Origin of the sequence: Tessaracoccus bendigoensis DSM 12906, from assembly GCF_900141915.1 — a bacterium.
In the GTDB taxonomy this organism is placed as follows: Bacteria; Actinomycetota; Actinomycetes; order Propionibacteriales; family Propionibacteriaceae; genus Arachnia; species Arachnia bendigoensis.
The window spans coordinates 1-24,061 of record NZ_FQZG01000010.1 but is presented as its reverse complement, the minus strand read 5'-3'; the positions used below and the strand labels follow the sequence as shown (position 1 = coordinate 24,061).

Sequence of the window (24,061 nt, the reverse complement as noted above, 5' to 3'; positions counted from 1 at the left end):
CGGGATTCGGGGGCCGTCTTTCGACGGCCCCCGATTCTGCTTTATGGATCAGGCCAGCTTGAACAGGACCTGGTTGTTGAACACCCACTGCTTGCTGGTGGAGTACGTCCAGGCGCCCGCCGCGTTTCGCTCAGCCGCCACGACGTCGGTCTTGATGAAGCTGCGGCACGCGTTGGAGCCAGAGGATGCGGTGTCGCACTCGGTGCGCCACTGCCGACCTTCCGAGGTGAACTCGCCGGTGTTGGCGATCGGGTTGGTGCCCCACTGGGCCCTTGTCATCTCGGGAAGGTATGTCAGGTTGTTGAAGTGCCAACCGGTCACCTGCTTGTAGGCCGCACCGTCACGGACGACCACGGTGGACCAGATGTTGGTGAGGCACCTGGTGGTCTTCGAGTACGACTCACAGGTGGTCTGCCAGCGGCGGCCGTTGACATCGTGTGTGCCGGGCGTGGTGTAGACGTTCACGGTCGAAGGGGCAGTGGGTGTGGCAGTTGGCTCGACTGAGGCGCTGGGTGTGGCGGTCGCGCTGGGTTTCGTCCCATCCCAGTTGGTCATCGCGTCGGAGGCGACATAGAACAGGTCGGTCTGGTCGATCAGGCCGACGACGTTTGCAGCGCCGGGCCCGTAGGCCGCCACCCGGATCTGCGTGCCGGTGTGCTGCTGCGAACCGCCGGCCGCAGAGGTGTTGTAGCCGACAACCATCTCGGAGCCGTCGTGCGTGGTGACCCGGCTGTTGAGGCCGGGGCCTTCCGTGTCGATGATCTGTGAGGTGTGCGCGTGGTCTGCCGTGACGACGACCAGCGTGTTGCCATCCGCCTTGGCGAAGTCGAGGGCCGACTTCACGGCCTCGTCCATCTGCTCGGTCTCACCGATCTGGCCACACACGTCGGCGGCGTGGTCCTTCTTGTCGATGGAGGCCGATTCGACCTGCAGGAAGAATCCGTTCTTCTTGCCCGCCTTGCTTTCGGACAGCAGCTCGATGCTCTTGTCCGTCATCTCCTTCAGGGTGGGCACCTCGGCGAAGTCCGGGTTGACGGTGCACTCCTGCGTCGTCGCCTTTCCTGGCTGTGCGATGTACGGGTTGAACCGCACGGGCATGTTGCCTGTGGAGAAGAGGCCGAGCACTGGGCTGTCCTGGCTCGCGGCGGTGATCGAGTCGAGATCGGCCTTGTCCGTCAGGTACTGGAAGCCACGCTCCTTGGCCTGTGCTTCGAGGGTTTTGCCGGCCCAATCTCCGGCGGTCGCCTCCTCGGCGAAGGTCGCTGAGCCGCCCGCGAGGGTGACGTCGGGACGAGTCTCGATGAGCTGTTCGCTGATGGAGCCGGCGCCACCGTTCTCGAGGGCGTTGCCCGAGCACTGGGCCGTGGTCGTCGAAGGACCGTAGCAGCGACGGCTCGTCACGCTGGCGATCTGCACGGCGGGGGTGGCGTCCTGCACCTCGGAGGTGCTCACGTTACCGGTGGCGCGACCGGTCTCCTTCGCCACCTTCAGCAGCGACTTGAGCGGCTGGCCCGTGCGGTCGACCGAGATGGCCCCGTCGTAGGACTTGCTGCCGGTGGCCCAGGCGGTGCCGGTGGCGGCGGAGTCGGGCGTGTAGTCGGGCAGGCCGTTCTTCGTCACCGAGTAGGTGGTCATCTGGCCGGTGAGCGGAAGCGCGTCGAGGCCCTCAAGGAAGCCGCCCGCCCCCTTGAGGTAGTTGCGGGCGATGGTGATCTCGGAGTCGCCCATGCCGTCACCGATGACGATGATGACGTTGCGGCCCGCGCTCTCGGAGCTGATCGAGTTGGCGATGATAGTGCTTAGGCAACACCGGATGAACGATGGGTGATCCCCGTCGGCGGAAGGTAAGGTGGGGCGTCGTCATCCCGTGCCCCAGGAGGTTTCAGTTGTCGGACTCGTTTGTGCACCTGCACACCCACACCGAGTTCTCGATGCTGGACGGTGCGGCACGGATCAAGGATCTCTTCCAAGGCGCCGAGCGGACGGGCATGCCCGCGCTGGCCATCACCGACCACGGCAACCTGTACGGCGCCTACGAGTTCTACAAGGCGTCCAAGAACTTCGACGTCAAGCCCATCATCGGGCTCGAGGCCTACCTGACCCCCCGTACCCACCGGTCGGAGCGCAAACGCGTCCAGTTTGGCGACGGCACCGGCGACGACGTCGCCTCGAAAGGCGCCTACACCCACATGACCATGTGGGCCGCGAACCCCGAAGGGATGCACAACCTCTTCAAGCTGAGCACCAGGTCTTCACTCGAGGGGTTCTTCTACAAGCCCCGTGCCGACCGGGAACTGCTGGGTGAGTACGGCAAGGGACTGATCGCGACGACGGGTTGCCCCTCGGGTGAGGTGCAGACCTTCCTGCGGCTCGGGCAGTACGACAACGCCGTGGCCGCTGCGGCCGAGTTCCGAGACATCTTCGGCGATGGCAACTTCTACGTCGAGTTGATGGACCACGGGCTGGACATCGAGACCAAGGTCAGGAAGGACCTGCTCCGGCTGTCGAAGGACCTCGGCCTGCCGCTGGTGGCGTCGAACGACCTGCACTACGTGCACGCAGACGACGCCGACTCCCACGACACCCTGCTGTGCGTCTCCTCTGGCTCCAGGAAGGCACAGACCGACCGGTTCAAGTTCGACGGCAACGGCTACTACCTCAAATCCCCGGAGGAGATGCGCGCGCTGTTTCGCGAGTTGCCAGAGGCGTGTGACAACACCTTGGCGATCGCCGAACGTATCGAGACGGTTTTCGAAGAGGGCACCGGCACCTACATGCCCCGCTTCGACGTGCCTGATGGGGAGACGGAGGACTCCTGGTTCCGCAAGGAGGTCGCGCGTGGGCTCGACTACCGCTACCCACGCGGTGTCAGCGACGCGGTGCGGGAACGCGCGGAGTTCGAGATGGGGATCATCGTCCAGATGGGGTTCTCCGGCTACTTCCTCGTCGTGGCCGACTTCATCAACTGGGCAAAGCGCAACGGGGTCCGCGTCGGCCCGGGGCGTGGCTCGGGTGCCGGTTCGATGTGTGCGTACGCGATGCGCATCACCGACCTCGATCCGCTTGAACACGGCCTGATCTTCGAACGCTTCCTCAACCCGGAGCGTGTCTCGATGCCCGATTTCGACATCGACTTCGACGACCGCCGCCGCGGTGAGGTGATCAACTACGTCACGGAGAAGTACGGCAAGGAGTACGTCGCGCAGATCATCACCTACGGCTCCATCAAGGCGAAGGCGGCGGTGAAGGATTCGGCACGGGTGCTCGACATGCCGTTCGCGATTGGAGAGCAGATCACCAAGGCCATGCCGCCCGACGTGATGGGCAAGGGTGTCCCGCTCGGAGACCTGTTCAACGAGCAGCACAAGCGCTACGCGGAGGGCGCCGAGTTCCGTGAGCTGTACCAGTCCTCGCCGGACGTGCGCACCGTCGTCGACACCGCAAGGGGCATCGAGGGGCTCAAGCGGCAATGGGGCGTGCATGCCGCAGGCGTGATCATGAGCCGGGCCCCCATCGCAGATGTCGTGCCCCTGATGAAACGTGAGGCTGACGGGGCCATCATCACGCAGTTCGACTACCCGGGCTGCGAGAGCCTCGGGCTCATCAAGATGGACTTCCTCGGGCTGCGGAACCTGACCGTGCTCGCCGATGCGCTGGCCAACATCAAACTGAACAAGGGCATCGACGTCGACCTCGAGACGCTCACGCTCGACGATCCGCTGACGTTCGACCTGCTCCAGCGCGGTGACACGCTCGGCGTGTTCCAGCTCGACGGGGGCCCGATGCGGGCGCTGCTGCGCTCGATGCAGCCCGACTGTTTCGACGACATCTCGGCCGTAGGTGCGTTGTACCGACCTGGCCCGATGGGCGCCGACTCCCACAACAAGTATGCGCGCCGCAAGACTGGGCGCGAGCCCGTCGAACCGATCCATCCGGATCTGGCGGAGGCGCTCGAACCGATCCTCGGTGAGACGTACGGCCTGATCGTCTACCAGGAGCAGGTGATGGCGATCGCGCAGCAACTGGCCGGCTACACGCTCGGTGGGGCCGACATGTTGCGCCGCGCCATGGGCAAGAAGAAGAAGGCCGAACTGGACGCCCAGTACGAGGTCTTCTCCTCCGGCATGCTGGAGCGCGGCTACTCGATGGATTCGGTCAAGACGCTGTGGGACATCCTGCTGCCGTTCTCCGACTACGCGTTCAACAAGGCTCACTCCGCGGCTTACGGCGTCGTCTCCTACTGGACCGCCTGGCTGAAGGCCAACCACCCTGTTGAGTACATGGCCGCCCTGTTGCAGTCGGTGCGCGACGACAAGGACAAGTCGGCGCTCTATCTGGCCGAATGCCGTCACATGGGAATCGAGGTGCTGCCGCCCGATGTGAACTCCTCCGAGGTGATGTTCACCCCGGTCGACGACCACATCCGCTTCGGGTTGGGCGCGGTGCGCAACGTCGGCGACAAGGTCGTTACGGCCTGGATTGAGGAACGCGAGAAGTTGGGGCCGGGGGCCGACTTCTACGACTTCCTCGACAAGGCACCGCTGCCGATGTGTAACAAGCGGGTCATCGAGTCGCTGATCAAGGCCGGGGCATTCGATGAACTGGGCCACACCCGGCGTTCGCTGATGGCGGTGTTCGAGAATGCCGTCGATGCGATCATCGACCTCAAACGCAACGCGGAGAACGGGCAGGACGGCTTCGATTTCGGCTTCGACACGGGGGAGCTCGACGAGGACGCGGGTCCGACCCGCGGTCAGGTGCCCGAGGTCGAGGAATGGGACCGTCGCACGAAGTTGGCATTCGAACGCGAAATGCTCGGCCTCTACGTCTCCGACCATCCCCTCAACGGCCTCGAACATGTGCTCCACGCCAACGGAGACCATTCGATCGCGGCGGCCGTCGCCGAGGACGGCTACCGCGGCCCGGCCAAGCTATGCGGGCTGATCACCTCGGTCAACCGGCGGGTGAACAAGGCTGGCAACATCTGGGCCCAGGTGGTCCTTGAGGACCTGACCAACTCGATCGAGGTGACGGTGTTTCCCCGCGTCTACGACCAGGTCGCACAACACCTCGCGCCGGACACGATCGTGTCGGTTGATGGCATCGTCGAGCAGGGTGAGGACCGGGGTCGGGTGCGTGCTCAGGGCGTCACCGTGCCGCATCTGAGCGCGGAGGGCAACATCGGGCCCTTGGCGCTGATGCTGCCGGCCGTCAGGTGTACGCCCGGTGTGGTGGGGGAGCTCAAGCGGATCCTCGCGCTGTACCCCGGCTCCGCCGAGGTCCACCTGAACCTGCGCACCGGTGAACAGGTCAAGACCTTCCGGTTGGGCGACGGGTTCCGGGTCGAACTGACCTCCGCGCTGTTCGCCGACCTGAAGGCCGTGCTGGGGCCCTCCTCCGTCGGACTCGAGAGGGAGACCCAATGACCGCACCCAAACTGGCGATCCCCTCCAGCGGGCAACTGGCCGCTCTCTGGGAGCGGAGGATCTGGAAGGTCGCCGTGTTCCTCGGCGGGGCAGTACTGCTCGGGGCGGTGGGCGGGCTCGTCTGGGCCCTCACCACGCACCTGCCCTCGTACGTAGTCCGCGAAGACCTGTCGGCCACCATGTCGGAACTCGAACTGGCCGACATCATCGGTGCCGATGCCAGTTTCACCCTGATCACCGGGATCGTCGGGCTGGTGATCGGCGTGGGCGGTTGGATGGTGCTGCACAGGGCCGGTTGGGTGGTCACGATCGTGCCTCCTGCCGCGGCGCTAGGGGCCTCGTTGATGGCATGGAGGCTCGGGACCATCGTGGGCTCCTCCGGATTCACCCAGCGGCTCGCGGTCGCCTCGGCCGGAGACACGGTCCAGGTCGACCTGCAGCTGAGGGCCCTATCCGCGCTTCTGGTCGGTCCATTCGCCGCGGTGACGCCCATCATGCTCCTGGCCGCCTTCTGGCCTGAGCCGCCCAATGATCAGGCAGAGGGCGAGCCTGCGGGTAACCGATAGACTCGGATGGTGCTCCAGACTCTTGACTTCACCGGGATAGACGGCGGATACCGGTCGCGTCTCCCGCGTGGCCGGTTCGACGTCGACGCGGCCCTTGACGTGGTCCGCCCGATCGTGGCAGATGTCGCCCACCGGGGCGTACCGGCCATCATCGAGTACTCCGAGCGGTTCGACGGGGTCGCACCTGCGGCCGTCCGGGTGCCCGTGGCGGAGTTGCGCAGGGCGGCAGATGAGCTCGATCCCGAGTTGCTTGCCGCGTTCTCCGAGTCCATCCGGCGCCGCCGACAGGTCGCGGAGGAGCTTGAAGTCGATGCCGATCAGGCCCCCGCGGTCCTGGCCGACGGGGCCTACGTCTCGCTCCGCAACGTGCCGGTGGACCGGGTAGGGCTGTATGTGCCTGGCGGGTTGGCGCCGTTGGCGTCAAGCGTCATCATGAACGTGGTGCCCGCGCAGGTCGCGGGGGTCGAATCCATCGCGATCGCATCTCCTCCGCAGCGCGAGTTTGGTGGGTTGCCGCACCCCAACATCCTGGCCCTTTGTCACCTGCTGGGCGTGGACGAGGTCTATGCCGTGGGTGGTTCGCAGGCGATCGCCATGTTCGCCTACGGGGTGGAGGGGTTGTGCGAGCCGGTTTCTTTGGTCACCGGTCCCGGCAACATCTATGTGGTCGCCGCGAAGCGTCTCGTCCGCGGAATCGTCGGCATCGACTCCGAGGCCGGGCCGACCGAGATCGCCATCGTCGCCGACGAGACAGCCAACCCCGCCTTCGTGGCCGCCGACCTCATCTCACAGGCCGAGCACGACCCACTCGCCGCATCAGTGTTGATCACCACCTCGGCAGAACTCGCGGCCGAGGTCAGAGCGGAGGTCGAGAGGCAGGTGGCCTCCACCCTCCACTCGGAACGGATCCGGACGGCGCTCGGCGGCGAGCAGTCCGCCGTCGTGCTGGTCCGCGACATCGACCAGGCGGTGCGCGTCGCCGATGCCTACGCGGCCGAACACCTGGAGATCCAGACCGCGGACGCGGCGGCGGTTGCCGCGCGGGTCCGTAACGCCGGTGCGGTGTTCGTCGGCGACTACTCGCCGGTCTCGGTCGGCGACTACTCGGCCGGGTCGACCCACGTGCTGCCGACCGCAGGGGCCGGGGCGCATTCCTCAGGGCTGACCGTCCGCTCGTTCGTGAGGACCATGCACGTCATCGCCTACGACGAGGAGGGCCTACTCGGCCTGGCAGACGGCGTCGAACGGTTCGCGTTGGCCGAGAATCTGCCGGGCCACGCCGCTGCGGTGGCCGTCAGGCGGCGCCCATGATCCGGCTCTCCGACCTGCCGCTACGCGAAGACCTGATCGGTCAGGAACCCTACGGGGCGCCACAGCTGGACGTGCCCGTCGTGCTCAACGTCAACGAGAATCCCTACCCCCCGTCGCCCGCGATCCGCCACGAAATGGCCGCGGCCGTGGTCTCGCTGGCCGGTGGCCTGAACCGCTACCCAGACCGCGAGGCGACGGCGCTGCGCAGCGACCTCGCCCACTACCTCGGTCACGGCCTGACCGCTGCCGACATCTGGGTCGCCAACGGTTCCAACGAGGTGATGTCCCATCTGCTCACCGCCTTCGGTGGCCCGGGTAGGAAGGTGCTGACGTTCACGCCCACCTACTCGATGTACCCCGAGTACGCCCGCAACACCTGCACGGGCTATGTCACCGTCCCCCGCCGCGCCGACTACACCGTGGACACCGAGCTGGTGCTGCGCGCCATCGCCGAGCACGATCCGACGCTGGTTCTGATCACCACACCGAACAACCCGACGGGTACGGCGGTCGATCTGGACACGATCGAAGCGATCGCGCAAGGCACCGACAAGCTGATCGTGGTCGACGAGGCATACCAGGAGTTCTCCAGCCGGCCGAGCGCGCTGGAGTTGCTCGACCGGTACCCGAGGCTGATCGTGTCGCGCACCATGTCGAAGGCGTTTGCCCTGGCCGGTGGCCGCATCGGCTACCTCGCCGCGGCCCCGGCGATCGTCGACGCCTGCCGGATCGTGCGGCTCCCGTACCACCTCAGCGCTCAGACCCAGGCCATCGCCCGCGTGGCGCTCGCGCACTCCGACGAGCTGCTCGCACAGGTCCGGGCCCTGGCGGGCGAGGCTAGGGCGTTCGAGGCGTGGGCCCGTGGCCGCCGATACGACGTCGTCGACTCCGAGGCGAACTTCTCGCTGATCGGCCGGTTCCCGGACCGGCACATGGTCTGGCAGGATCTCCTGGACCGGGGAATCCTGATCCGCGAGACCGGACCGGCCGGCTACCTGCGCGTCTCCGCGGGCACCCCGCACGAGATGGCGATACTGCGTTCCGCGCTAGACGAACTCTCACCCAAGCTCGAAGGGAACCCCGCATGAGCCGCACCGCGACCGTCAGCCGATCCACCAGCGAGTCGACGATCACCGTGACCGTCGACCTGGACGGTACCGGCGCCTCCGACGTGACCACCGGCGTGGGTTTCTACGACCACATGCTCACCGCGCTGTCGAAACACTCCCTGATCGACCTGAGCGTAAGCGCTGAAGGCGATCTGCACATCGACGGCCACCACACGGTGGAGGACACCGCCATCTGCATCGGCCAGGCGCTGAAGGCCGCGCTCGGGGACAAGGCGGGCATCCGGCGCTACGGGCACGCGGTCATCCCGCTCGACGAGGCGATCGCCGATGTCGTCGTCGATGTTGCAGGCCGCCCCTACGTCACCTGCACAGGGGAGCCGGAGGGGCAGCCCTATGCGCTCATCGGTGGCAGCGGGGTGCCCTACGCCGGTTCCATGACCTACCACGTCTTCGAGGCGCTGGCGCTCAACGCGGGTATCTGCTTGCATCTCCGGCTGCTTGCCGGCCGCGATCCGCACCACATCGTCGAGGCCGAGTTCAAGGCGCTGGCCCGGGCGTTGCGCGAGGCCGTCGAGATCGACCCGCGCCAGCAGGGGATCCCGAGCACAAAGGGTGCGCTCTGAACAGGCGGGTGGGACTGCTCGACTACGGATCGGGAAACCTGCACTCGGCGGCCCGTGCGTTCGAGGACGCCGGGGCTCGCGTCAGCGTGACGTCCGACCTTGGTCTCCTACGTCGACAGGACGCGCTGGTCGTGCCGGGGGTCGGCGCTTTCGAGGCGTGCGTGCGTGGGCTGACCGCAGCCGGGGGAGTGGAGCTCATCCGGGACTGGGTTGCGGCAGACCGTCCGCTGATCGGCATCTGCGTCGGGCATCAGGTCCTCTTCGACGGGGGCACCGAACACGGTGTGGCGACCCCAGGGCTCGGCCTGTTCGAGGGGCAGGTCGAGGAGTTGCCCGCCAGGAGGCTGCCCCACATGGGCTGGAACACCGTCGAGGCGCCCGCCGGAACACGACTGCTCGACGGGTTGTCCGGGCAACGGTTCTACTTCGTGCACTCGTATGCCGCCTTGAACGCACCCAAGGGATGCCTCACGTCCGTCGCCGAGCACGAGGGGGGCCGGTTCGTCGCAGCGGTCGAGCGCGGCAACCTGTCCTCGACCCAGTTCCACCCCGAGAAGTCGGGAAGGGCCGGTGCGCGACTCATCGCGAACTGGCTGCACATGATTGGTTGACCGATTCGGATAGGGTGTGGCGTCGTGGAGACTTTGCAATTGTTGCCTGCGGTTGACGTGCAGGGCGGGCAGGCCGTCCAACTGGTTCAGGGGGTGGCCGGAACCCAGAAGGAGTTCGGCGACCCGCTACAGGCGGCGCTGCGCTGGCAGGACGGCGGCGCGAGCTGGCTCCACCTCGTGGACCTCGACGCCGCATTCGGCCGCGGCTCGAACGCGGAACTGCTCCGAGACATCGTCGGTCGGCTCGACATCCAGGTCGAACTCTCCGGCGGCATCCGCGACGAATCCTCGCTGGAGCGGGCGCTCGCCACGGGTGCCAGGAGGATCAACATCGGGACGGCGGCCCTAGAAAATCCCGACTGGTGCGACGAGGTCGTCGCCCGCTACGGCGACCGGGTCGCCGTCGGGCTCGATGTGCGCGGTGAGAACCTGGCCGCCCGAGGTTGGACGACCGAGGGTGGAGCCTGGACCGAGACCCTCGACAGGCTGGTGGCCGCTGGATGCGAGCGCTTCGTCGTCACGGACGTCAACTCGGACGGCATGCTGACCGGCCCCAACGTCGACCTGCTCACCGCCGTGGCAGAGCGCAGTGGCCGACCCGTCATTGCCTCAGGGGGCATCGCGACGTTGCAGGACCTGGCCGACCTCCGGGCGCTGGTCCCCCAGGGGATCGAAGGAGCCATCATCGGCACCGCGCTCTACGTCGGCAGGTTCACCATCGAGGAGGCGCTCCAGGTGGCTGGGGGGCGGCTCTGATGGTCAACGCCCCAGCCAGCACGTTCGGGACCGGCTCGACCACCACCCACGTGCCACCCCTGCTCGACGGGCGCATCGCCGACCTGCTGGCAGGCAAGAAGATCGTGATGACCGGGGTTACCGGGTTCATCGGCGAGCAGATCCTCTGGAAGGTGCTCACCCAATGCCCCGACACGGTGACGGCGGTGCTCGTGCGCCGCAAGGGTTCGGTGACCGCTGAGCAGCGGGTGGCGGGCCTACTGAAGAAGAAGATCTTCGCGGACGTGGTGCGTGCCGCGGGGGGTGTTGAGGAGCTGATGCGCACCCGCGTCGCCGTGATCGAAGGCGACCTGCCGCAGGTGCCCGATCTTCCTCGTGACCTCGATGTGCTCCTGCACTGCGCAGGTGACGTCTCGTTCGACCCACCCATCGACCAGGCGTTCATGACCAACGTCGTGGGCACCAAGGCGCTCCTGGCGAAGCTGAGGGAGGCCTGTTCGGACGAGGATGGCAACCTGGTGCGGGTCCCGCACTATCTGCACGTTTCCACCGCCTACACGGCAGGGCGGCGGCGCGGTGCGATCCCGGAGGCCGGGCACATCCACAACATCGACTACGAGGCCGAGACCCGTGCCGCGTTGGCGATGAAGGAGCACATCGAAGCACGGTCCCGTAGCGCCGAGCAACTGACCGCGTTGCGTGAGGAGGCGGAGGCCCTGCACCGGCAGGCGGGGTACCTGACGACCTCCGAAGACACCGAGCGCCGCCGCCTGGAGTGGGTAAAGCGTGAACTCGTGGCGGCGGGCACCGAACGGGCTAGGTCCCTCGGCTGGACCGACGTGTACACCTTCGCCAAGGCCTTGGCCGAACGGGTGGTGGCCGACCTCTGCGGCGACTTCCGGGCCTCGATCGTGCGTCCCGCCATCGTCGAGTCTTCGCTGAAAGACCCGTACCCGGGCTGGATCGAGGGCTTCAAGATGGCCGACCCGATCATCCTCGCCTACGGGCGCGGGCAACTGCCCGAGTTCCCGGCTTCGCCGGACGCGGTGATCGACATCATCCCGTGCGACTTCGTCGTCAACGCGATCGTCGCGGTCTGCGCCACGCAGCCGGAGGTCGGCAAACCCGAGTACTACCACTGCAGCTCCGGCGCAAGGAACCCGCTGACCTTCCGCGGCATCTACGAACACGTCCGCAACTACTTCAGCCAACACCCCTACGCCACGGGCCTCGGGTCGACGGCGCCAGCCACCTGGAATTTCCCGGGGGCGGAGCCGGTGGAGACGTTCCTGAAGGTCGCGGACAAGGGGGTCAAACTCGGGAACCTGGCGCTCAGCTTCGCGTGGCGGGGAAAGCGGACGCGGCAGTTGGCCACCTCACTGGACAAGGCCAGAAAGCAGCTGGACTTCCTAGGCAAGTACCTCTCCCTCTACGGCGAGTACCTGCAGTCGGAACTCCACTTCGTCGACGACTGCACCCTGGCGCTGCACAACAGCCTTCACGAAGACGATCGGGAACGGTTCGGGTTCGACTCCGCCAGTTTTGAGTGGACCCACTACATGGAAGAGGTCCACATCCCGGCGATCACCGATCCGGTGCGTCGCTTGGAATCCGCCCGCAAACGCCGCAAGTCGCGCTCATCGACCTTCCGTGACCTGAAACAGGCCGAGCCGGGGACCGTACTCGCCGCGTTCGACCTGGACGGCACCGTCATGGCGACCAACGTCGTTGAGACCTACCTGTGGGCCAGGCTGCCGGAACTCTCCCCGCTGAAGCGGGTAGGTGAGGTCGCAGGCCTGGCGCTGCGGTTGCCCGTCTATCTCGCCGCGGAGAGACGCGACCGTGGTGTCTTCCTCCGGTCCATCTACCGGCGCTACGCCGGCGCAAATCTGGCCGCGCTCGAGGAATGCGTCGACGAGAAGCTCGCCCCGCTGATCCTCGACCGCATGTCCCCGGAAGCCATCCGCCGGATCAGGGAGCACCGGAACGCCGGTCACACCACGATCCTGATGACGGGGGTGATCCGCCCACTGACCCGGCCCTTCGAAGGACTGTTCGACACGATCGTCGCAGCCGAACTCGCCACCGACGAGGATGGGGTGTGTACGGGGTTCCTGAGTGGGCCCCCCATGGTCGGCGAGTCCCGTTCCGCCTGGCTCAACCACTACTCGCAGTTGCACGGCATCGACCTTGCCGCGTCGTATGCCTATGCTGACAGCCACGTGGACCTGCCGATGCTGGGGGCGGTGGGAAACCCGGTGGCCGTGAGCCCGGACATCGGGCTCATGCGCGCCGCCAAGTCCAGGGGCTGGTCAATCGTCGAGTGGCCGGAAATGTCTCCGCTGCCCCGTCTAATCATGTCGTGAACGGAAAGGACCACTGATGCCTCGTCCCGGGTTCGTCTTGGAGGTCGACGATAAGACCCCACACCTCTTGACGATGTCCGGCGCCCAGCTTCGGCTTGAGCGCTTCGGCATCGGCACCCAGGTGGTCTACACCGCCGATGCCGAAGAATCTTCAGATCCGGTCGGGCTGATCGAGGCGGCGGTGGGGGCCCCGACCGGTGGCGCGCCGCTGGCGGAGCAGCTCAGCCCGGGGATGAAACTGACCCTGGTCATCATCGATCAGGACGCGCCCCTTCCTCGCCCCCACTTCGATCCGCGCCGGGCACTCACCGAGCGGGTCCTGGAGATCGCGGCCCGCAGGGGCGTCGATGATGTGGAACTGGTCGTCGCCAACGGGCTGAAGCAACGTTGGTCGACCCAGCAGGTCAGCAGGGCGCTCGGCGACCGGGTCGCGACATCTTTCCTGCCGGACTCCCTGATCAGCAGCCACGACGTCACCAGCGACGACCTCGTCAGCATCGGTGAGGTGCAGGGCTTCCCGGTGCTGCTGAACCGGCGCGTCGCACAATCGGATGTGGTGGTCGTCATCGGCGTGCGCGCCGACGCCTCGGAACACGATCCGCTCGCGGTCGGGTTGACCGACCTGGCCACGCTGGACCGGCTACTCGGCTTCGACCCTGCCCCCGGGTTCGCAGAGGGCGTGAGCGACCTGATCCGTGGGGCCGTCGAGCCTTTCGCGCTGTTCGCCGTCCTCGGCCAGCCGCTGCTCGCATGGAGCCTGCGTTTCCTGGCGACCCGTGAATGGGAGTGGAAGCTCACCGACCGGCTCGCGCTGGCCGGGTCGCGCCAGATCATCGCGGCGCTGCCGAGGCAGGGGGCGCAACTGGTCAACGGGAATCCTCGCGCCGACTACGCGGTCATCGACGTGGTGGGCGGCGGGTACGCCTCATCGTTGTCCGACTCTCTCGGGGTGTGGCAGGCCGCGAACTCCGTTGAGGTGAACGGCTCCGCCGATGTCCTCGTCACATCCGTGTGGGGACCCGCGGTCGATGCCGTCGACTCGATCGGCTCACCACTCGACGTGGCCCATCACGCGCTCGTCAGGCGCGCAGGAAGCCACCTGGCAAAGCCCCTCGCGCGTGAGGGTGGCGCGCTGATCGCCTTCCATCCGCTGCGCAACCGGTTCTCCAACCGCCGCCAGTCCGCCGCCGCGGACTTCTTCGCCAAGGTGCTGACCGAGACCACCGACGCCGGGGAAATCGCGGCCCGCTTCCAGGCACGCGCGATGGACGATGAGTGGTACCTGGACCTCTACCGCAAGAACTTCGCGGACCATCCGCTGCGCGTCTACCAGCTCTGGTATGAGACGGCCAGGGCGGCCGAGCAGTTCTCGGAGATCATCTGGGTCGGTGGCGACCGTCGGTGCGCCGCCCTCCTCGGCCACCGGTCGGCCACCACCTATGCCGACGCATTGGAGATCGCTTCCGGCACAGTAGGCATGCATCCCAGCATCACGATGCTGCGGGGCCCGGGGCTTGTCCTCGGTGACGTCCGATGAGCAGGGACCTCCCGTCCTGGGCGCAGAGCACCAAGAAGAAGAAACGTCCCAGGCTGACCCTCCTGAACGATCTCCTCGACGCGCTGAGCGCAACCCTGCAGCGGCGTCGGCCGGGGGGAGTGCCCCCGAACCCGGTTCCGGCCCGCCAACTGTGGCCCCGCGCTGAGCGGCCGGGAAGGCACCTGACGCTGCGCCTGCTGGCCCTGCGGTTCGACATCGAGCTTGTGGGAGACGATTCCCTGACCGGGCTGCGCCGCCCATTCGTGCTCGCTGCGAACGAGCAGGGGGTGCTTGACCTGCAGCTTCTCAGAATGGCGATGCCTTCACAGCTCCGTCCGACGAACATCGCGCTGTCGCGTGCGCTGGCCAGGGGTCGCAACGTGATCGTCTTCACGGACGAGCCAGCCGCTGGACGGCAGGTCGGGGAGTTCTCCGACGTGGCGGCAGGCCTTGCCAGCCAACATAACGTGGCGGTCGTCCCGGTCGGGCTCGTCGGTACCTTCAAGCTGAAGGAACTGCTGAAGCTGCCGCTGCGGGCACGGCCGAAGGTGTCGATCAGGTTCGGTGCCCCCCTCTATCCACGCGGGAGGGGGCTGCAGGACGCGACAGCCGAGCTGCAGCGCAACGTCGAGCAGTTGGTGCATGAGGGTGAACTGAGCTGGTGGACGGTGGAGCGTCGGCGGACCGGGTCGCCTTCACCTCACGGGGCGGAGCCTGCGCCCAGGTGGCGCAGGCTCTGGGACCAGGCCGCCCCACCGGCGGACACCCGTGCTCGGATCTGGCGGTGAGCCGGATCCAGCCCGCCGCGGAGGCATATGTGGAACCCCACCTAAGGTGGCGATTCCTCAACGCGGACGATGCGGATGAGGTGGAGCATTTCCGGGGGCAACTGGAGGCGCTGGACAATTCGGTGCTGTCCGGGCTCAGCGCCGCCGTTTTCGAGGGCGGATCCGAACAGGCCGAGGGACTTGCCGTCGGCGGCTGGGACGCCTACAACTCCCTGTCTGCGTTCAGTTCCGGTGTGGTGGTTAGCACCGATCCGCTCCGGTTGTACCTGATGGGAGGGGTGCACCCCGTCCATCGTCACATGCTGATCGGCACGGCTATGCTGAAGTGGCAGGTGGCCAGGGCCATCGCCTGGCGTGACGCGAAGCATCCGGGCGTCCCGATGTGGCTGGGCTGCTACGCCGAACTCGGTCGGCCCGGTCTGGAACGGGTCGCCGCAGCCCACGGTTTCCGGCCTGAGCGCTACTACTACGACCTGTTCAGGGATCTGACGACCAAGATCAAGGTCCCCGACGCTGACGGGATCGCGGTTGAACCATTCTGCGACAGCGATGCCGAAGAGGTCCGGGTGCTGCACAACCTGTGCTTCCGGCCGCTCGGTGGCTCGGATGTCGATGTCCCGGAGTGGGAAGGACACCTTGGCGAACCGGAGTTTCGGGCGGACTGGTCGTTCGTGGCGCGCGACGGGGAGCGGATCGTCGGATATGCGATGAGCGTTGAGGACGACGGCGAACCGGGTTGTGGTTGGACCGAACGTTTCGGGGTCCATCCCGACTATCGCCGTCGGGGAATCTCGCTCACACTCCTGGGTAAGTGTCTCCTGGCCATGCGCGGCAGTGGTTGCACCGAGGCCGGGATCGGGATCGACACCCCGGACGGCTACGGCCTGTCGAAGTTGACCGAGGCGCTCGGGTACGTCAAACGCGACGCCGTGGCGCTGCTGAGCAGGGTCGTTTAGCCCAGCACGATAAGCTTTGCCCCGAGACAACTCTGCGACGAGAAAGTGGGACCGGATGAGCGGCCATTCCAAGTGGGCAACGACGAAGCACAAGAAGGCCGTGATCGATGCCAAACGCGGCAAGCTCTTCGCGAAGCTGATCAAGAACGTCGAGGTGGCTGCCAGGCTCGGCGGTGGCGATCCTTCCGGAAACCCCACGCTCTATGACGCGATCCAGAAGGCCAAGAAGTCGTCTGTGCCCAACGACAACATCGACCGCGCGGTCAAGCGCGGCTCGGGCGCCGAATCCGGTGGCGCCGACTACGAGACGATCATGTACGAGGCCTACGGCCCGGCGGGTGTCGCCATGCTGATCGAGTGCCTCACCGACAACCGCAACCGCTCCGCCTCCGATGTCCGGGTCGCCGTCACCCGCAACGGCGGCACCATGGCCGATGTCGGCTCCGTCCAGCGGCTGTTCTCCCGCAAGGGGGTCGTCGTGGTGCCTAAGAAGCAGACATCCGGCCCTCTCTCGGAAGATACGTTGCTCGAGGTGGCGCTCGAGGCCGGGCTCGAGGAGATCTCGGACGAAGGCGACGAGTTCGAGGCATACACCGACCCGAACGACCTAGTGGAGGTCCGCAAGGCCATCGAGGCGGCAGGGCTCGACTATGACTCGTCCGAGGTTCAGTTCGTGGCCTCGTTCGACCAGGAGGTCGACTCCGTCGACGTCGCAGCCAAGATCTTCCGCATCATCGACGCCCTGGAGGATTCCGACGACGTCCAGAACGTCTACACCAATGTCGACCTCACCCCCGAGGTGGCCGGGGCGCTCGACGAAGAGGACTGACGGGCCGGGATGCGGGTCATCGGGATCGACCCCGGCCTCACGCGCTGCGGTATCGGTGTGGTCGAAGGCAAGGTCGGGCGGCCGCCGACGATGATCGCCGTCGGTGTCGTACGGACGCCGGTCATTGAAGACGTCGCGGCGAGGCTGGTCAGCCTTGAACGGGGCATCAACGAGTGGCTCGACGAGTACCAGCCGGAGGCGGTAGGCATCGAGCGGGTCTTCGCGCAGCACAACCTGAACTCGGTGATGGACACTGCCCAGGCCTCCGGGGTGGCCGCGTTGACCGCCGCACGCAGGGGGGTGCCGGTCACATTCCATACGCCGAGCGAGGTCAAGGCCGCCGTGACCGGGTCCGGTTCGGCGGACAAGGCGCAGGTGGCGGCCATGGTCACCAGGATCCTGAAACTTGGGGCCGCGCCCAGGCCGGCCGACGCGGCAGACGCCCTCGCCATCGCCATCACCCAGGTGTGGCGTGGGGCGGGAACCAACAGATATGCAGCCGCGGTGGCGGCAGCCAAGGGGAAGCGATGATCGCGCAACTTACGGGCACCGTCCTGAAGGCCGGGGCCACCTCGTGCGTACTCGACGTCGGGGGCGTCGGGTTCCTCGCTCAGGTCACAGCGTCGACCGCTGCCGGGCTGCGGCCCGGGGAACAGGCCACGCTCCACACCTCGATGGTGGTGCGCGAGGACTCGATGACGCTGTTCGGGTTCTCCGATGAGGGCGACCGGGAAGCGTTCGAGCTGGTTCAGAGCGCATCGGGGGTCGGCCCGAAGCTGGCGCTCGCCATAGTCTCGGTCCTGTCGCCGGGCGAGCTGCGTCGCGCCGTGCAATCCTCGGACCTGGCGAGGCTGTGTACCGTGCCCGGCATCGGCAGCAAAGGCGCGCAGAAGCTGGTCATCGAACTGAAGGACAAGGTGGTCGTCCTGGCCGCCGGGCAGGACGCTGCACCGTCGCAGGAGAACCCTCTGGAGCCGGAGCTCTGGCGCCTGCAGGTCTCCGAGGGCCTAACCGGGCTCGGTTGGTCCGCCCGGGATGCAGAGGCCGCGGCCGACAACGTCGCGCACCTGGTCGAGGCGGACCCGGGAATCCCTGTCGGCAAGCTGCTCCGTGCGGCACTGAACTCGCTTGCCAGGAGGTAGGCAGACGATGGAGCAGTCGGAGGTGGACCCCGAGGTGCTGGCTGAGGAACGCGACTACGAGGCGGCCCTCAGGCCCAAGCGGTTGGTCGAGTTCGAGGGACAGCCGAGGGTGAGGGAGCAGTTGGGGCTGGTGCTTGACGCCGCGAAGCACCGCGGTTCGACGCCGGATCACGTGCTGCTCTCCGGTCCTCCCGGGCTGGGCAAGACCACCCTGGCGATGATCATCGCGGCAGAGCTCGGCACGGGGCTCAGGATCTCCTCAGGCCCCGCCATCCAGCATGCCGGTGACCTGGCGGCCATCCTCAGCGGGCTCGACGAGGGCGACGTGTTGTTCCTGGACGAGATCCATCGCCTGTCCCGACCCGCCGAGGAGATGCTCTACCTGGCGATGGAGGATTTCCGCGTCGACGTGATCGTCGGTAAGGGGCCGGGTGCGACCGCGATCCCGATCGACTTGCCGCCCTTCACGCTGGTCGGGGCGACCACGAGGGCGGGGATGTTGCCCGGCCCGCTGCGCGACCGCTTCGGTTTCACCGCCCAGCTCGACTTCTACGATCCGGCGGACCTGGCCGGCATCGTGGCCGCCTCGGCAGGCAAGCTCGGGATCCGGATCGACGAGCAGGCAGAAGGCGAGATCGCCCGTCGCTCACGAGGCACCCCCCGCATCGCCAACCGGCTCCTTCGCAGGGTCCGGGATTTCGCACAGGTCAGGGGGCACGCCACCGCGCACCGCGACGTCGCCCGGGCCGCGTTGGAACTCTACGAGGTCGACGAACGCGGCCTCGACCGGCTGGACCGGTCGGTGCTCGACGCCTTGTGCAAACTCTTCGACGGCGGTCCCGTCGGCCTCTCAACCCTCGCGCTGAGCGTGGGCGAGGAGATCGAGACCGTCTCAGAAGTTGCCGAGCCTTTCCTGATCCGGGAGGGTCTGCTCGTCCGGACCCCCCGCGGAAGGGTCGCCACCAGGGCGGCCTACAGGCATCTCGGCATCCGTCCTCCAGCAACCATGCCCGCCCTCTTTGACGATGTCGAATGACGCGGTTGATGAGTACCCGCGAGCCTCCGCTATTCTGAGCGGTGGCCCTGAACTAGATCCGGAGTAACCCCATGGAAATGATCCTGCTACTGGTCGCGATGTTCGCGATCATGTACTTCCTGATGATCCGTCCGCAGCAGAAGAAGATGCGTGAGGACCAGGAGATGCGCTCGCAACTCTCTCCGGGCGACCGGGTGCTTCTCACCTCGGGTGTCTTCGCCACCGTCGCGCACATCGGCGAACGCCAGATGATCGTCGAGCTGGCTCCCGGCGTCGAGGTCACGGTCCTGAAGGGGAACGTGGCACGCAAGGTCGATGTGGCCGACGAGGAGTTCGAGTTCACCGACGATTCCGCGACGCAGCCCGCCGAGCAGGCGCAGCCGCAGTCCGACGATGCTCTGACCGCTGAATCCTTCGAGGCCATGCTGGCTACCGAGGATGAGGCCGACGAAGCTTCGGACGCGAAGACCGCGGAATCCCCCTATGAGCCCTGGCAACGCAAGGATCTCCCCAGCTTCGAGGCGCCCAAGGACGACGAGCCTCGCCCGGAGGGCGACAAGTAACCGTGGCAGCAACCGCGAAACGGCGCCGACCAGGCGTCGTGATGACAGTCTTCCTCCTGATCATCGTCGGCCTCTATGTGATCATGGGCCTTACGAAGACCTGGACCCCTAAGCTCGGCCTCGACCTCAGGGGCGGTCAGACGATCACGTTGACCGCCACCAACGAAACCGTTCCGATGGAGTCGCTAGAACTGGCCCGCGACATCATCCAGCAGCGTGTTGACGGTCTGGGCGTCGGTGAGGCATCGGTGGCGATCCAGGGCGATCAGAACATCGTCGTGTCCGCACCGAACGTCGAACGCGACGACCTGGCCGAGCTGGTCGGAACCACCGCGCAGTTGGCGTTCCGACCTGTCCTGCAGGTAGCGGCCGGCACCGGCACCAGCGCGACCCCGACCCCGGAGCCGGGAGAGACGCCCGCACCCGGGCTGCCGACCGCTCCGCCCAGCCCAACGGCGACACCGTCTGAAGGAACCTCGGGCAGCGCCGACGCCGCGCTGCTGGATATGGCCGACGTGCTGGCCTACGAGCCCACCGAGGCTGACCTGCAGGCGCTGGCCGACTTCACCTGTGGCGATCCGACGCACGAGGACCCGACCCGGACCCTCGTAGCGTGTGACGAGTCCGGTTCCGCGAAGTACCTCCTCGGCCTGACGGCGATCCGTGGTCAGGACCTGGAAACCGCATCGTTCGGGATCCCGCAGGGTGACCTCGCCTACGCGGTCACCCTGAGCTTCAACTCTGAGGGTGCCGCTCGGCTGTCCGAACTGACGGGCACGCTCGTCGGCAACCAGGACCCGCGCAACATGTTCGCGATCGTGCTCGACGGTACCGTCGAGTCTGCCGCGACGGCGCAGGACAAGATCGCCAACGGTGAGGCCATCATCCGCGGCAGCTTCGATGCGGATTCCGCGTCGGCGCTGGCCAACGTGTTGAAGTTCGGTTCGCTGCCGCTCAGCTTCGAACCGAGCCAGGTCGAGACGGTCTCCCCGACGCTCGGTGGCGAGCAGTTGCGGGTCGGCATCATTGCGGGCCTCATCGGCCTAGCGGTCGTCGCGTTGTACTCGTTCCTGTACTACCGGGCGATGGGTATCGTCGTGGTCGCCTCGCTTGCGGTGGCAGGCGCTGCCACCTACGCGATGATGGTGCTGCTGGGGTCGGTGGTCGGGTTCGCACTCAACCTGCCGGGTATCGCCGGTGCGATCGTCGGTATCGCGGTGACGGCCGACTCCTTCATCATCTATTTCGAACGGATCCGTGACCAGATCCGCGAAGGCAACTCGCTCAAGTCGGCTCTGACCTCCGGGTGGGAGAAGGCAAGGGGCACCATCGTGATCTCTGATGCGGTGTCGCTGCTTTCCGCAGGCGTGTTGTTCCTGCTGGCCGTCGGTTCGGTGCGTGGGTTCGCATTCACGCTGGGTCTTACCACTCTGATCGACCTCGCCGTGGTGTTCTTCTTCACGCGGCCCCTGGTCGAACTGTTGGGCCGGACGCGCTACTTCGGTGAGGGCAGGCGCGGTTCCGGCCTGGACGCCGCGCACATGGGTGTCACGCAGGAGGCGCTCCTGGGCCGCCGCCTGCGGCGCAAAGGCACCACTTCGACGACCCCGCAGGAGGCATGATGGCTGAGAAGAAGGTGAGTGTCGCGGAGCGGCTGTACTCCGGGCACCTGTCCTACGACTTCATGAAGGCCCGGAAGGGCTGGTTCATCTTCTCCGGGGCCCTCGTCGCGCTGACGATCCTGATCGTCGTCCTCCGAGGCTTGACGCTCGGCATCGAGTTTCGTGGCGGTACCGATTTCCAGGCTCCGATGACGATCGAGACCACCACCGTCGACGATGTGCGTTCGCACCTCAACGAGTTGACGGTCCAGGACCTGGAGGCGCAGGTGTTCTCTCTCGGCACCTCGAACATCCGGGTCCAGACCCGTTCGCTCACGCCTGACGAGATCACCACCACCCGCGCGGAGATCGCCACGCTTGCGGGTGTCGAGCCTGCAGAGGTCACCTACAACTCCATCGGAGCCTCCTGGGGCAAGCAGATCACCGAGCGCGCCGCGGTTGCACTCGTGGTGTTCCTGGGCCTGGTGATGCTGCTGATCGCGGTCTACTTCCGGGATTGGAAGATGTCGATATCGGCGATCGTGGCGGTGCTGCACGACCTCGTCGTGACCGTCGGTGTTTACGCAGCGGTCGGTTTCACCGTCACCCCGGCCACGGTCATCGCGGTGCTGACGATCCTCGGGTACTCGCTGTACGACACCGTCGTGGTGTTCGACAAGATTCGCGAGAACACCGCCGGGCTTGAGCAGACCGACCGCACGTATTCCTACGAGGCCAACCGGGCCGTCAACCAGGTTCTGGTGCGGTCGCTGAACACGACCGTCATCGGTGTCATCCCGGTGCTGGCCCTGTTCATCGCAGGCACCTCGCTGCAGAGCGATCCGCTTGCAGATCTCGGTCTCGCGCTGCTGGTCGGCATGATCGCGGGCGCCTACTCCTCGCTCTTCATCGCCGCCCCGCTGCTGGCCTGGCTGCGTGAGCGTGAACCGAAGATGGTCGAACACCGCGCCCAGATCGAGCACCGACGTGCCAGGGCGGCAGCGAAGGCGGCCTACCGGGATAGCGTTGCGGCCGCGGCCGGACCGGTCGCCGAGCGTGCAGCCGTCGTGGGGGAGCCGGGGGCACGCCAGCCTCGACGGACGAATGTGAGCCGCGCCGACCGGAAGAAGGGGAAGTGAACCGGGACCTGATCGCGAAGCTGATCTACGACGTCCCGGACTTCCCCAAACCCGGGGTGGTGTTCAAGGACATCACCCCGCTGCTCGGGTCGCCCGAGGGGTTCCGTCTGACGGTCGACGAACTCGTCGCGTCGGCACCGGAGGGTATCGACGTGGTCGTGGGGATGGAGGCCCGCGGGTTCATCTTCGCCGCACCGGTGGCTCTGGCGCTCGGGGCCGGGTTCGTCCCGGTCCGCAAGCCGGGGAAACTGCCAGGTGAGGTGCTCAGCCACTCCTTCGAGCTCGAGTACGGTTCGGAGACCCTCACCATCCACCGCGACGCGATCAGGCCGGGCGCGCGCGTGCTCGTGGTCGACGACGTCCTCGCCACGGGAGGCACCGTCGGCGCTACGGCCGAACTGTTGAGTGCGATGGGTGCCGAACTGGTCCACGTCAGCGTCGTGATGGAACTCGGTTTCCTCGGGGGGCGGGAGCGACTCTCGGCCGCAGGCATCGACAACTGCACCGCACTGGTGACAGTCTGATCGGATGGAGAAGCTCCAGAAGGGGGCGACCGTGGGCGGAATCCTGTCAACGGTCAGCCTCCCGCGGCTGGCGGTAAGCCCGTTCAGGGAGCTTGCCCGTCGGGGTTTGCTGGCGCTCGGCCTGCTGCTCGCGACCACGCTGCTGGTGTGGTTTGACCGTGGCAGCTACGTCGACAACGTCGGCCAGGATGGTGTCTCTTTCGTCGACGCCCTCTACTACGCCACCGTCACGGTGACGACCACCGGCTACGGCGACATCACACCGCTCTCCCAGCATGCGAGGCTGCTCAGCGCCCTGGTGATCACACCACTGAGGATCGCCTTCCTGGTGGTGTTGGTCGGCACGACCATCGAGGTGCTCGCGAACCAGGGCAGCCGCGCCATCAAGGACTCGATCTGGAGGAAGAAGTTGCGCAACCATGTCATCGTGATCGGCTACGGTGCCAAGGGCCGCAGCGCCGTCAACACCCTGCGCCGTCAGGGGGAGAAACCCGACCGCATCGTCGTCATCGACGAGAACCCGACGGCGGTGAGCGAGGCGAACTACGACGGCTACGCGGCCTTCCAGGGCGACGCCACCAGACGCTCGCTCCTCCGACGGGCCGAGGTCAGCAAGGCACGTCAGGTGATCATCTCGCTCGACCGTGACGACGCCTCAATACTTACCACCCTGACCGTGCGGCAACTGAACCCGACGGCAGGGGTGATCGTGTCGGTGCGCGAACAGGAGAATGTGCCTCTGGTGAGACAGTCCGGAGCCTCGGCGGTGGTCACGAGCTCGGAGACGGTCGGTCGCCTGCTCGGACTGTCCGCCGTCGGGCCGGAACTGGGCACGATCATGCAGGACATGCTCACCGGCGCCGAGGGGCTGGAGGTCCATCAGCGGCTGGCCACCGCCGATGAGGTGGGCCAACCGCCGTCCGCGGTGACGGGGGAGCGGGTCATCGGGATCATCCGCAACGGCACTCTTCGCCGCTTCTACGACAAGACGGCGACCCGGGTCGAGATCGGCGACGAACTGATCGTCGTGCGTCGGGCCCAACCACCCTCGCCGAGAGACAAGGACGTCCTTCGCTGGCGGGACGACTGACCCGGAGTCGCGATCGGGAGGGTTTGCCGCGTCGGTGACGGGGCCCTCGGTGTTTGGGTTCGTCGGGATCCGTCGGGGCGGGGTCCCGAAAATCGACCACTGGTCGATTCTGGTCTGTCTGGTGTCGAGGATCGGCCAGTGCCCGACG

The 24,061-nt window shown here is 66.7% G+C and carries 21 protein-coding genes; 20 read left to right on the top strand and 1 reads right to left on the bottom strand.

The features are described 5' to 3' along the window. Positions 1–48 precede the first annotated feature (48 nt). Positions 49–1,779 (bottom strand): alkaline phosphatase, encoded by a 1,731-nt coding sequence (gene phoA / locus BUC15_RS03575; protein WP_281249251.1) that lies wholly within the window; start codon positions 1,777–1,779, stop codon positions 49–51. A 107-nt stretch (positions 1,780–1,886) separates the two neighbouring features. Here phoA and dnaE point away from each other — a divergent pair, with 107 nt between their 5' ends. From dnaE to BUC15_RS03475, 20 genes are all read left to right on the top strand, one after another. Next, complete coding sequence (gene dnaE, locus BUC15_RS03570) at positions 1,887–5,426, top strand: DNA polymerase III subunit alpha (protein WP_073186175.1); 3,540 nt, start codon at positions 1,887–1,889, stop codon at positions 5,424–5,426. Then, positions 5,423–5,992, top strand: a complete 570-nt coding sequence (locus BUC15_RS03565; RefSeq protein ID WP_073186174.1) for a hypothetical protein — start codon at positions 5,423–5,425, stop codon at positions 5,990–5,992. The genes dnaE and BUC15_RS03565 overlap by 4 nt, the downstream gene beginning before the upstream one ends. Before the next feature lie 9 nt (positions 5,993–6,001). After that, positions 6,002–7,303 (top strand): histidinol dehydrogenase, encoded by a 1,302-nt coding sequence (gene hisD / locus BUC15_RS03560; RefSeq protein WP_073186233.1) that lies wholly within the window; start codon positions 6,002–6,004, stop codon positions 7,301–7,303. Next, positions 7,300–8,391: a histidinol-phosphate transaminase gene (locus BUC15_RS03555; RefSeq protein ID WP_073186173.1), complete on the top strand. Its 1,092-nt coding sequence runs from the start codon at positions 7,300–7,302 to the stop codon at positions 8,389–8,391. The genes hisD and BUC15_RS03555 overlap by 4 nt, the downstream gene beginning before the upstream one ends. Continuing rightward, positions 8,388–8,996, top strand: a complete 609-nt coding sequence (gene hisB, locus BUC15_RS03550) for an imidazoleglycerol-phosphate dehydratase HisB (RefSeq protein ID WP_073186172.1) — start codon at positions 8,388–8,390, stop codon at positions 8,994–8,996. Before BUC15_RS03555 ends, hisB begins: the two co-directional genes overlap by 4 nt. A gap of 8 nt (positions 8,997–9,004) precedes the next feature. Then, positions 9,005–9,607, top strand: coding sequence for an imidazole glycerol phosphate synthase subunit HisH (gene hisH / locus BUC15_RS03545; protein WP_084189332.1), 603 nt, complete (start codon positions 9,005–9,007; stop codon positions 9,605–9,607). A 24-nt stretch (positions 9,608–9,631) separates the two neighbouring features. Further along, positions 9,632–10,363 carry a bifunctional 1-(5-phosphoribosyl)-5-((5-phosphoribosylamino)methylideneamino)imidazole-4-carboxamide isomerase/phosphoribosylanthranilate isomerase PriA gene (priA, locus tag BUC15_RS03540; RefSeq protein ID WP_073186170.1) on the top strand — a complete coding sequence of 244 codons (732 nt, stop codon included), beginning with the start codon at positions 9,632–9,634 and terminating at the stop codon, positions 10,361–10,363. Further along, positions 10,363–12,708, top strand: coding sequence for an HAD-IB family phosphatase (locus BUC15_RS03535; protein WP_084189331.1), 2,346 nt, complete (start codon positions 10,363–10,365; stop codon positions 12,706–12,708). Before priA ends, BUC15_RS03535 begins: the two co-directional genes overlap by 1 nt. Before the next feature lie 16 nt (positions 12,709–12,724). Continuing rightward, positions 12,725–14,245, top strand: coding sequence for a lactate racemase domain-containing protein (locus tag BUC15_RS03530; RefSeq protein ID WP_073186169.1), 1,521 nt, complete (start codon positions 12,725–12,727; stop codon positions 14,243–14,245). Continuing rightward, the gene (locus BUC15_RS03525; RefSeq protein ID WP_073186168.1) at positions 14,242–15,033 is read left to right on the top strand and encodes a lysophospholipid acyltransferase family protein; all 792 of its coding nucleotides are present in this window, start codon (positions 14,242–14,244) and stop codon (positions 15,031–15,033) included. Before BUC15_RS03530 ends, BUC15_RS03525 begins: the two co-directional genes overlap by 4 nt. Beyond that, entirely contained in the window at positions 15,030–15,989 is a 960-nt protein-coding gene (locus BUC15_RS03520; RefSeq protein WP_073186167.1) for a GNAT family N-acetyltransferase, read from the top strand. The genes BUC15_RS03525 and BUC15_RS03520 overlap by 4 nt, the downstream gene beginning before the upstream one ends. Positions 15,990–16,044: 55 nt before the next feature. Further along, a complete protein-coding gene (locus BUC15_RS03515; RefSeq protein WP_073186166.1) occupies positions 16,045–16,818 on the top strand; it encodes a YebC/PmpR family DNA-binding transcriptional regulator in 774 nt (257 codons plus the stop codon). 18 nt (positions 16,819–16,836) lie between these two features. After that, positions 16,837–17,349: a crossover junction endodeoxyribonuclease RuvC gene (gene ruvC / locus BUC15_RS03510; protein WP_217652101.1), complete on the top strand. Its 513-nt coding sequence runs from the start codon at positions 16,837–16,839 to the stop codon at positions 17,347–17,349. Beyond that, positions 17,346–17,960, top strand: coding sequence for a Holliday junction branch migration protein RuvA (ruvA, locus tag BUC15_RS03505; protein WP_073186164.1), 615 nt, complete (start codon positions 17,346–17,348; stop codon positions 17,958–17,960). Before ruvC ends, ruvA begins: the two co-directional genes overlap by 4 nt. A gap of 7 nt (positions 17,961–17,967) precedes the next feature. Further along, on the top strand, positions 17,968–18,996 hold the full coding sequence (gene ruvB / locus BUC15_RS03500) for a Holliday junction branch migration DNA helicase RuvB (protein WP_073186163.1): 1,029 nt from the start codon (positions 17,968–17,970) through the stop codon (positions 18,994–18,996). Positions 18,997–19,067: 71 nt separating this feature from the next. Then, positions 19,068–19,559, top strand: coding sequence for a preprotein translocase subunit YajC (gene yajC, locus BUC15_RS03495; protein WP_073186162.1), 492 nt, complete (start codon positions 19,068–19,070; stop codon positions 19,557–19,559). Positions 19,560–19,600: 41 nt separating this feature from the next. After that, positions 19,601–21,181, top strand: coding sequence for a protein translocase subunit SecD (secD, locus tag BUC15_RS03490; RefSeq protein ID WP_073186161.1), 1,581 nt, complete (start codon positions 19,601–19,603; stop codon positions 21,179–21,181). Then, positions 21,181–22,299 (top strand): protein translocase subunit SecF, encoded by a 1,119-nt coding sequence (secF, locus tag BUC15_RS03485; RefSeq protein WP_084189330.1) that lies wholly within the window; start codon positions 21,181–21,183, stop codon positions 22,297–22,299. The genes secD and secF overlap by 1 nt, the downstream gene beginning before the upstream one ends. Further along, positions 22,296–22,823 (top strand): adenine phosphoribosyltransferase, encoded by a 528-nt coding sequence (locus tag BUC15_RS03480; RefSeq protein WP_073186159.1) that lies wholly within the window; start codon positions 22,296–22,298, stop codon positions 22,821–22,823. The genes secF and BUC15_RS03480 overlap by 4 nt, the downstream gene beginning before the upstream one ends. A gap of 4 nt (positions 22,824–22,827) precedes the next feature. Then, positions 22,828–23,913, top strand: a complete 1,086-nt coding sequence (locus BUC15_RS03475; protein WP_073186158.1) for a potassium channel family protein — start codon at positions 22,828–22,830, stop codon at positions 23,911–23,913. The last annotated feature ends 148 nt before the right edge of the window (positions 23,914–24,061 follow it).

Excerpts from the sequence above, each read along its gene's own strand:
- BUC15_RS03565 (WP_073186174.1), top strand. The coding sequence starts at position 5,423 with ATGACCGCACCCAAACTGGCGATCCCCTCCAGCGGGCAACTGGCCGCT.
- BUC15_RS03555 (WP_073186173.1), top strand. The coding sequence starts at position 7,300 with ATGATCCGGCTCTCCGACCTGCCGCTACGCGAAGACCTGATCGGTCAG.
- hisB (WP_073186172.1), top strand. The coding sequence starts at position 8,388 with ATGAGCCGCACCGCGACCGTCAGCCGATCCACCAGCGAGTCGACGATC.
- BUC15_RS03535 (WP_084189331.1), top strand. The coding sequence starts at position 10,363 with ATGGTCAACGCCCCAGCCAGCACGTTCGGGACCGGCTCGACCACCACC.
- BUC15_RS03530 (WP_073186169.1), top strand. The coding sequence starts at position 12,725 with ATGCCTCGTCCCGGGTTCGTCTTGGAGGTCGACGATAAGACCCCACAC.
- BUC15_RS03525 (WP_073186168.1), top strand. The coding sequence starts at position 14,242 with ATGAGCAGGGACCTCCCGTCCTGGGCGCAGAGCACCAAGAAGAAGAAA.
- BUC15_RS03515 (WP_073186166.1), top strand. The coding sequence starts at position 16,045 with ATGAGCGGCCATTCCAAGTGGGCAACGACGAAGCACAAGAAGGCCGTG.
- ruvA (WP_073186164.1), top strand. The coding sequence starts at position 17,346 with ATGATCGCGCAACTTACGGGCACCGTCCTGAAGGCCGGGGCCACCTCG.
- ruvB (WP_073186163.1), top strand. The coding sequence starts at position 17,968 with ATGGAGCAGTCGGAGGTGGACCCCGAGGTGCTGGCTGAGGAACGCGAC.
- yajC (WP_073186162.1), top strand. The coding sequence starts at position 19,068 with ATGGAAATGATCCTGCTACTGGTCGCGATGTTCGCGATCATGTACTTC.
- secD (WP_073186161.1), top strand. The coding sequence starts at position 19,601 with ATGACAGTCTTCCTCCTGATCATCGTCGGCCTCTATGTGATCATGGGC.
- secF (WP_084189330.1), top strand. The coding sequence starts at position 21,181 with ATGGCTGAGAAGAAGGTGAGTGTCGCGGAGCGGCTGTACTCCGGGCAC.
- BUC15_RS03475 (WP_073186158.1), top strand. The coding sequence starts at position 22,828 with ATGGAGAAGCTCCAGAAGGGGGCGACCGTGGGCGGAATCCTGTCAACG.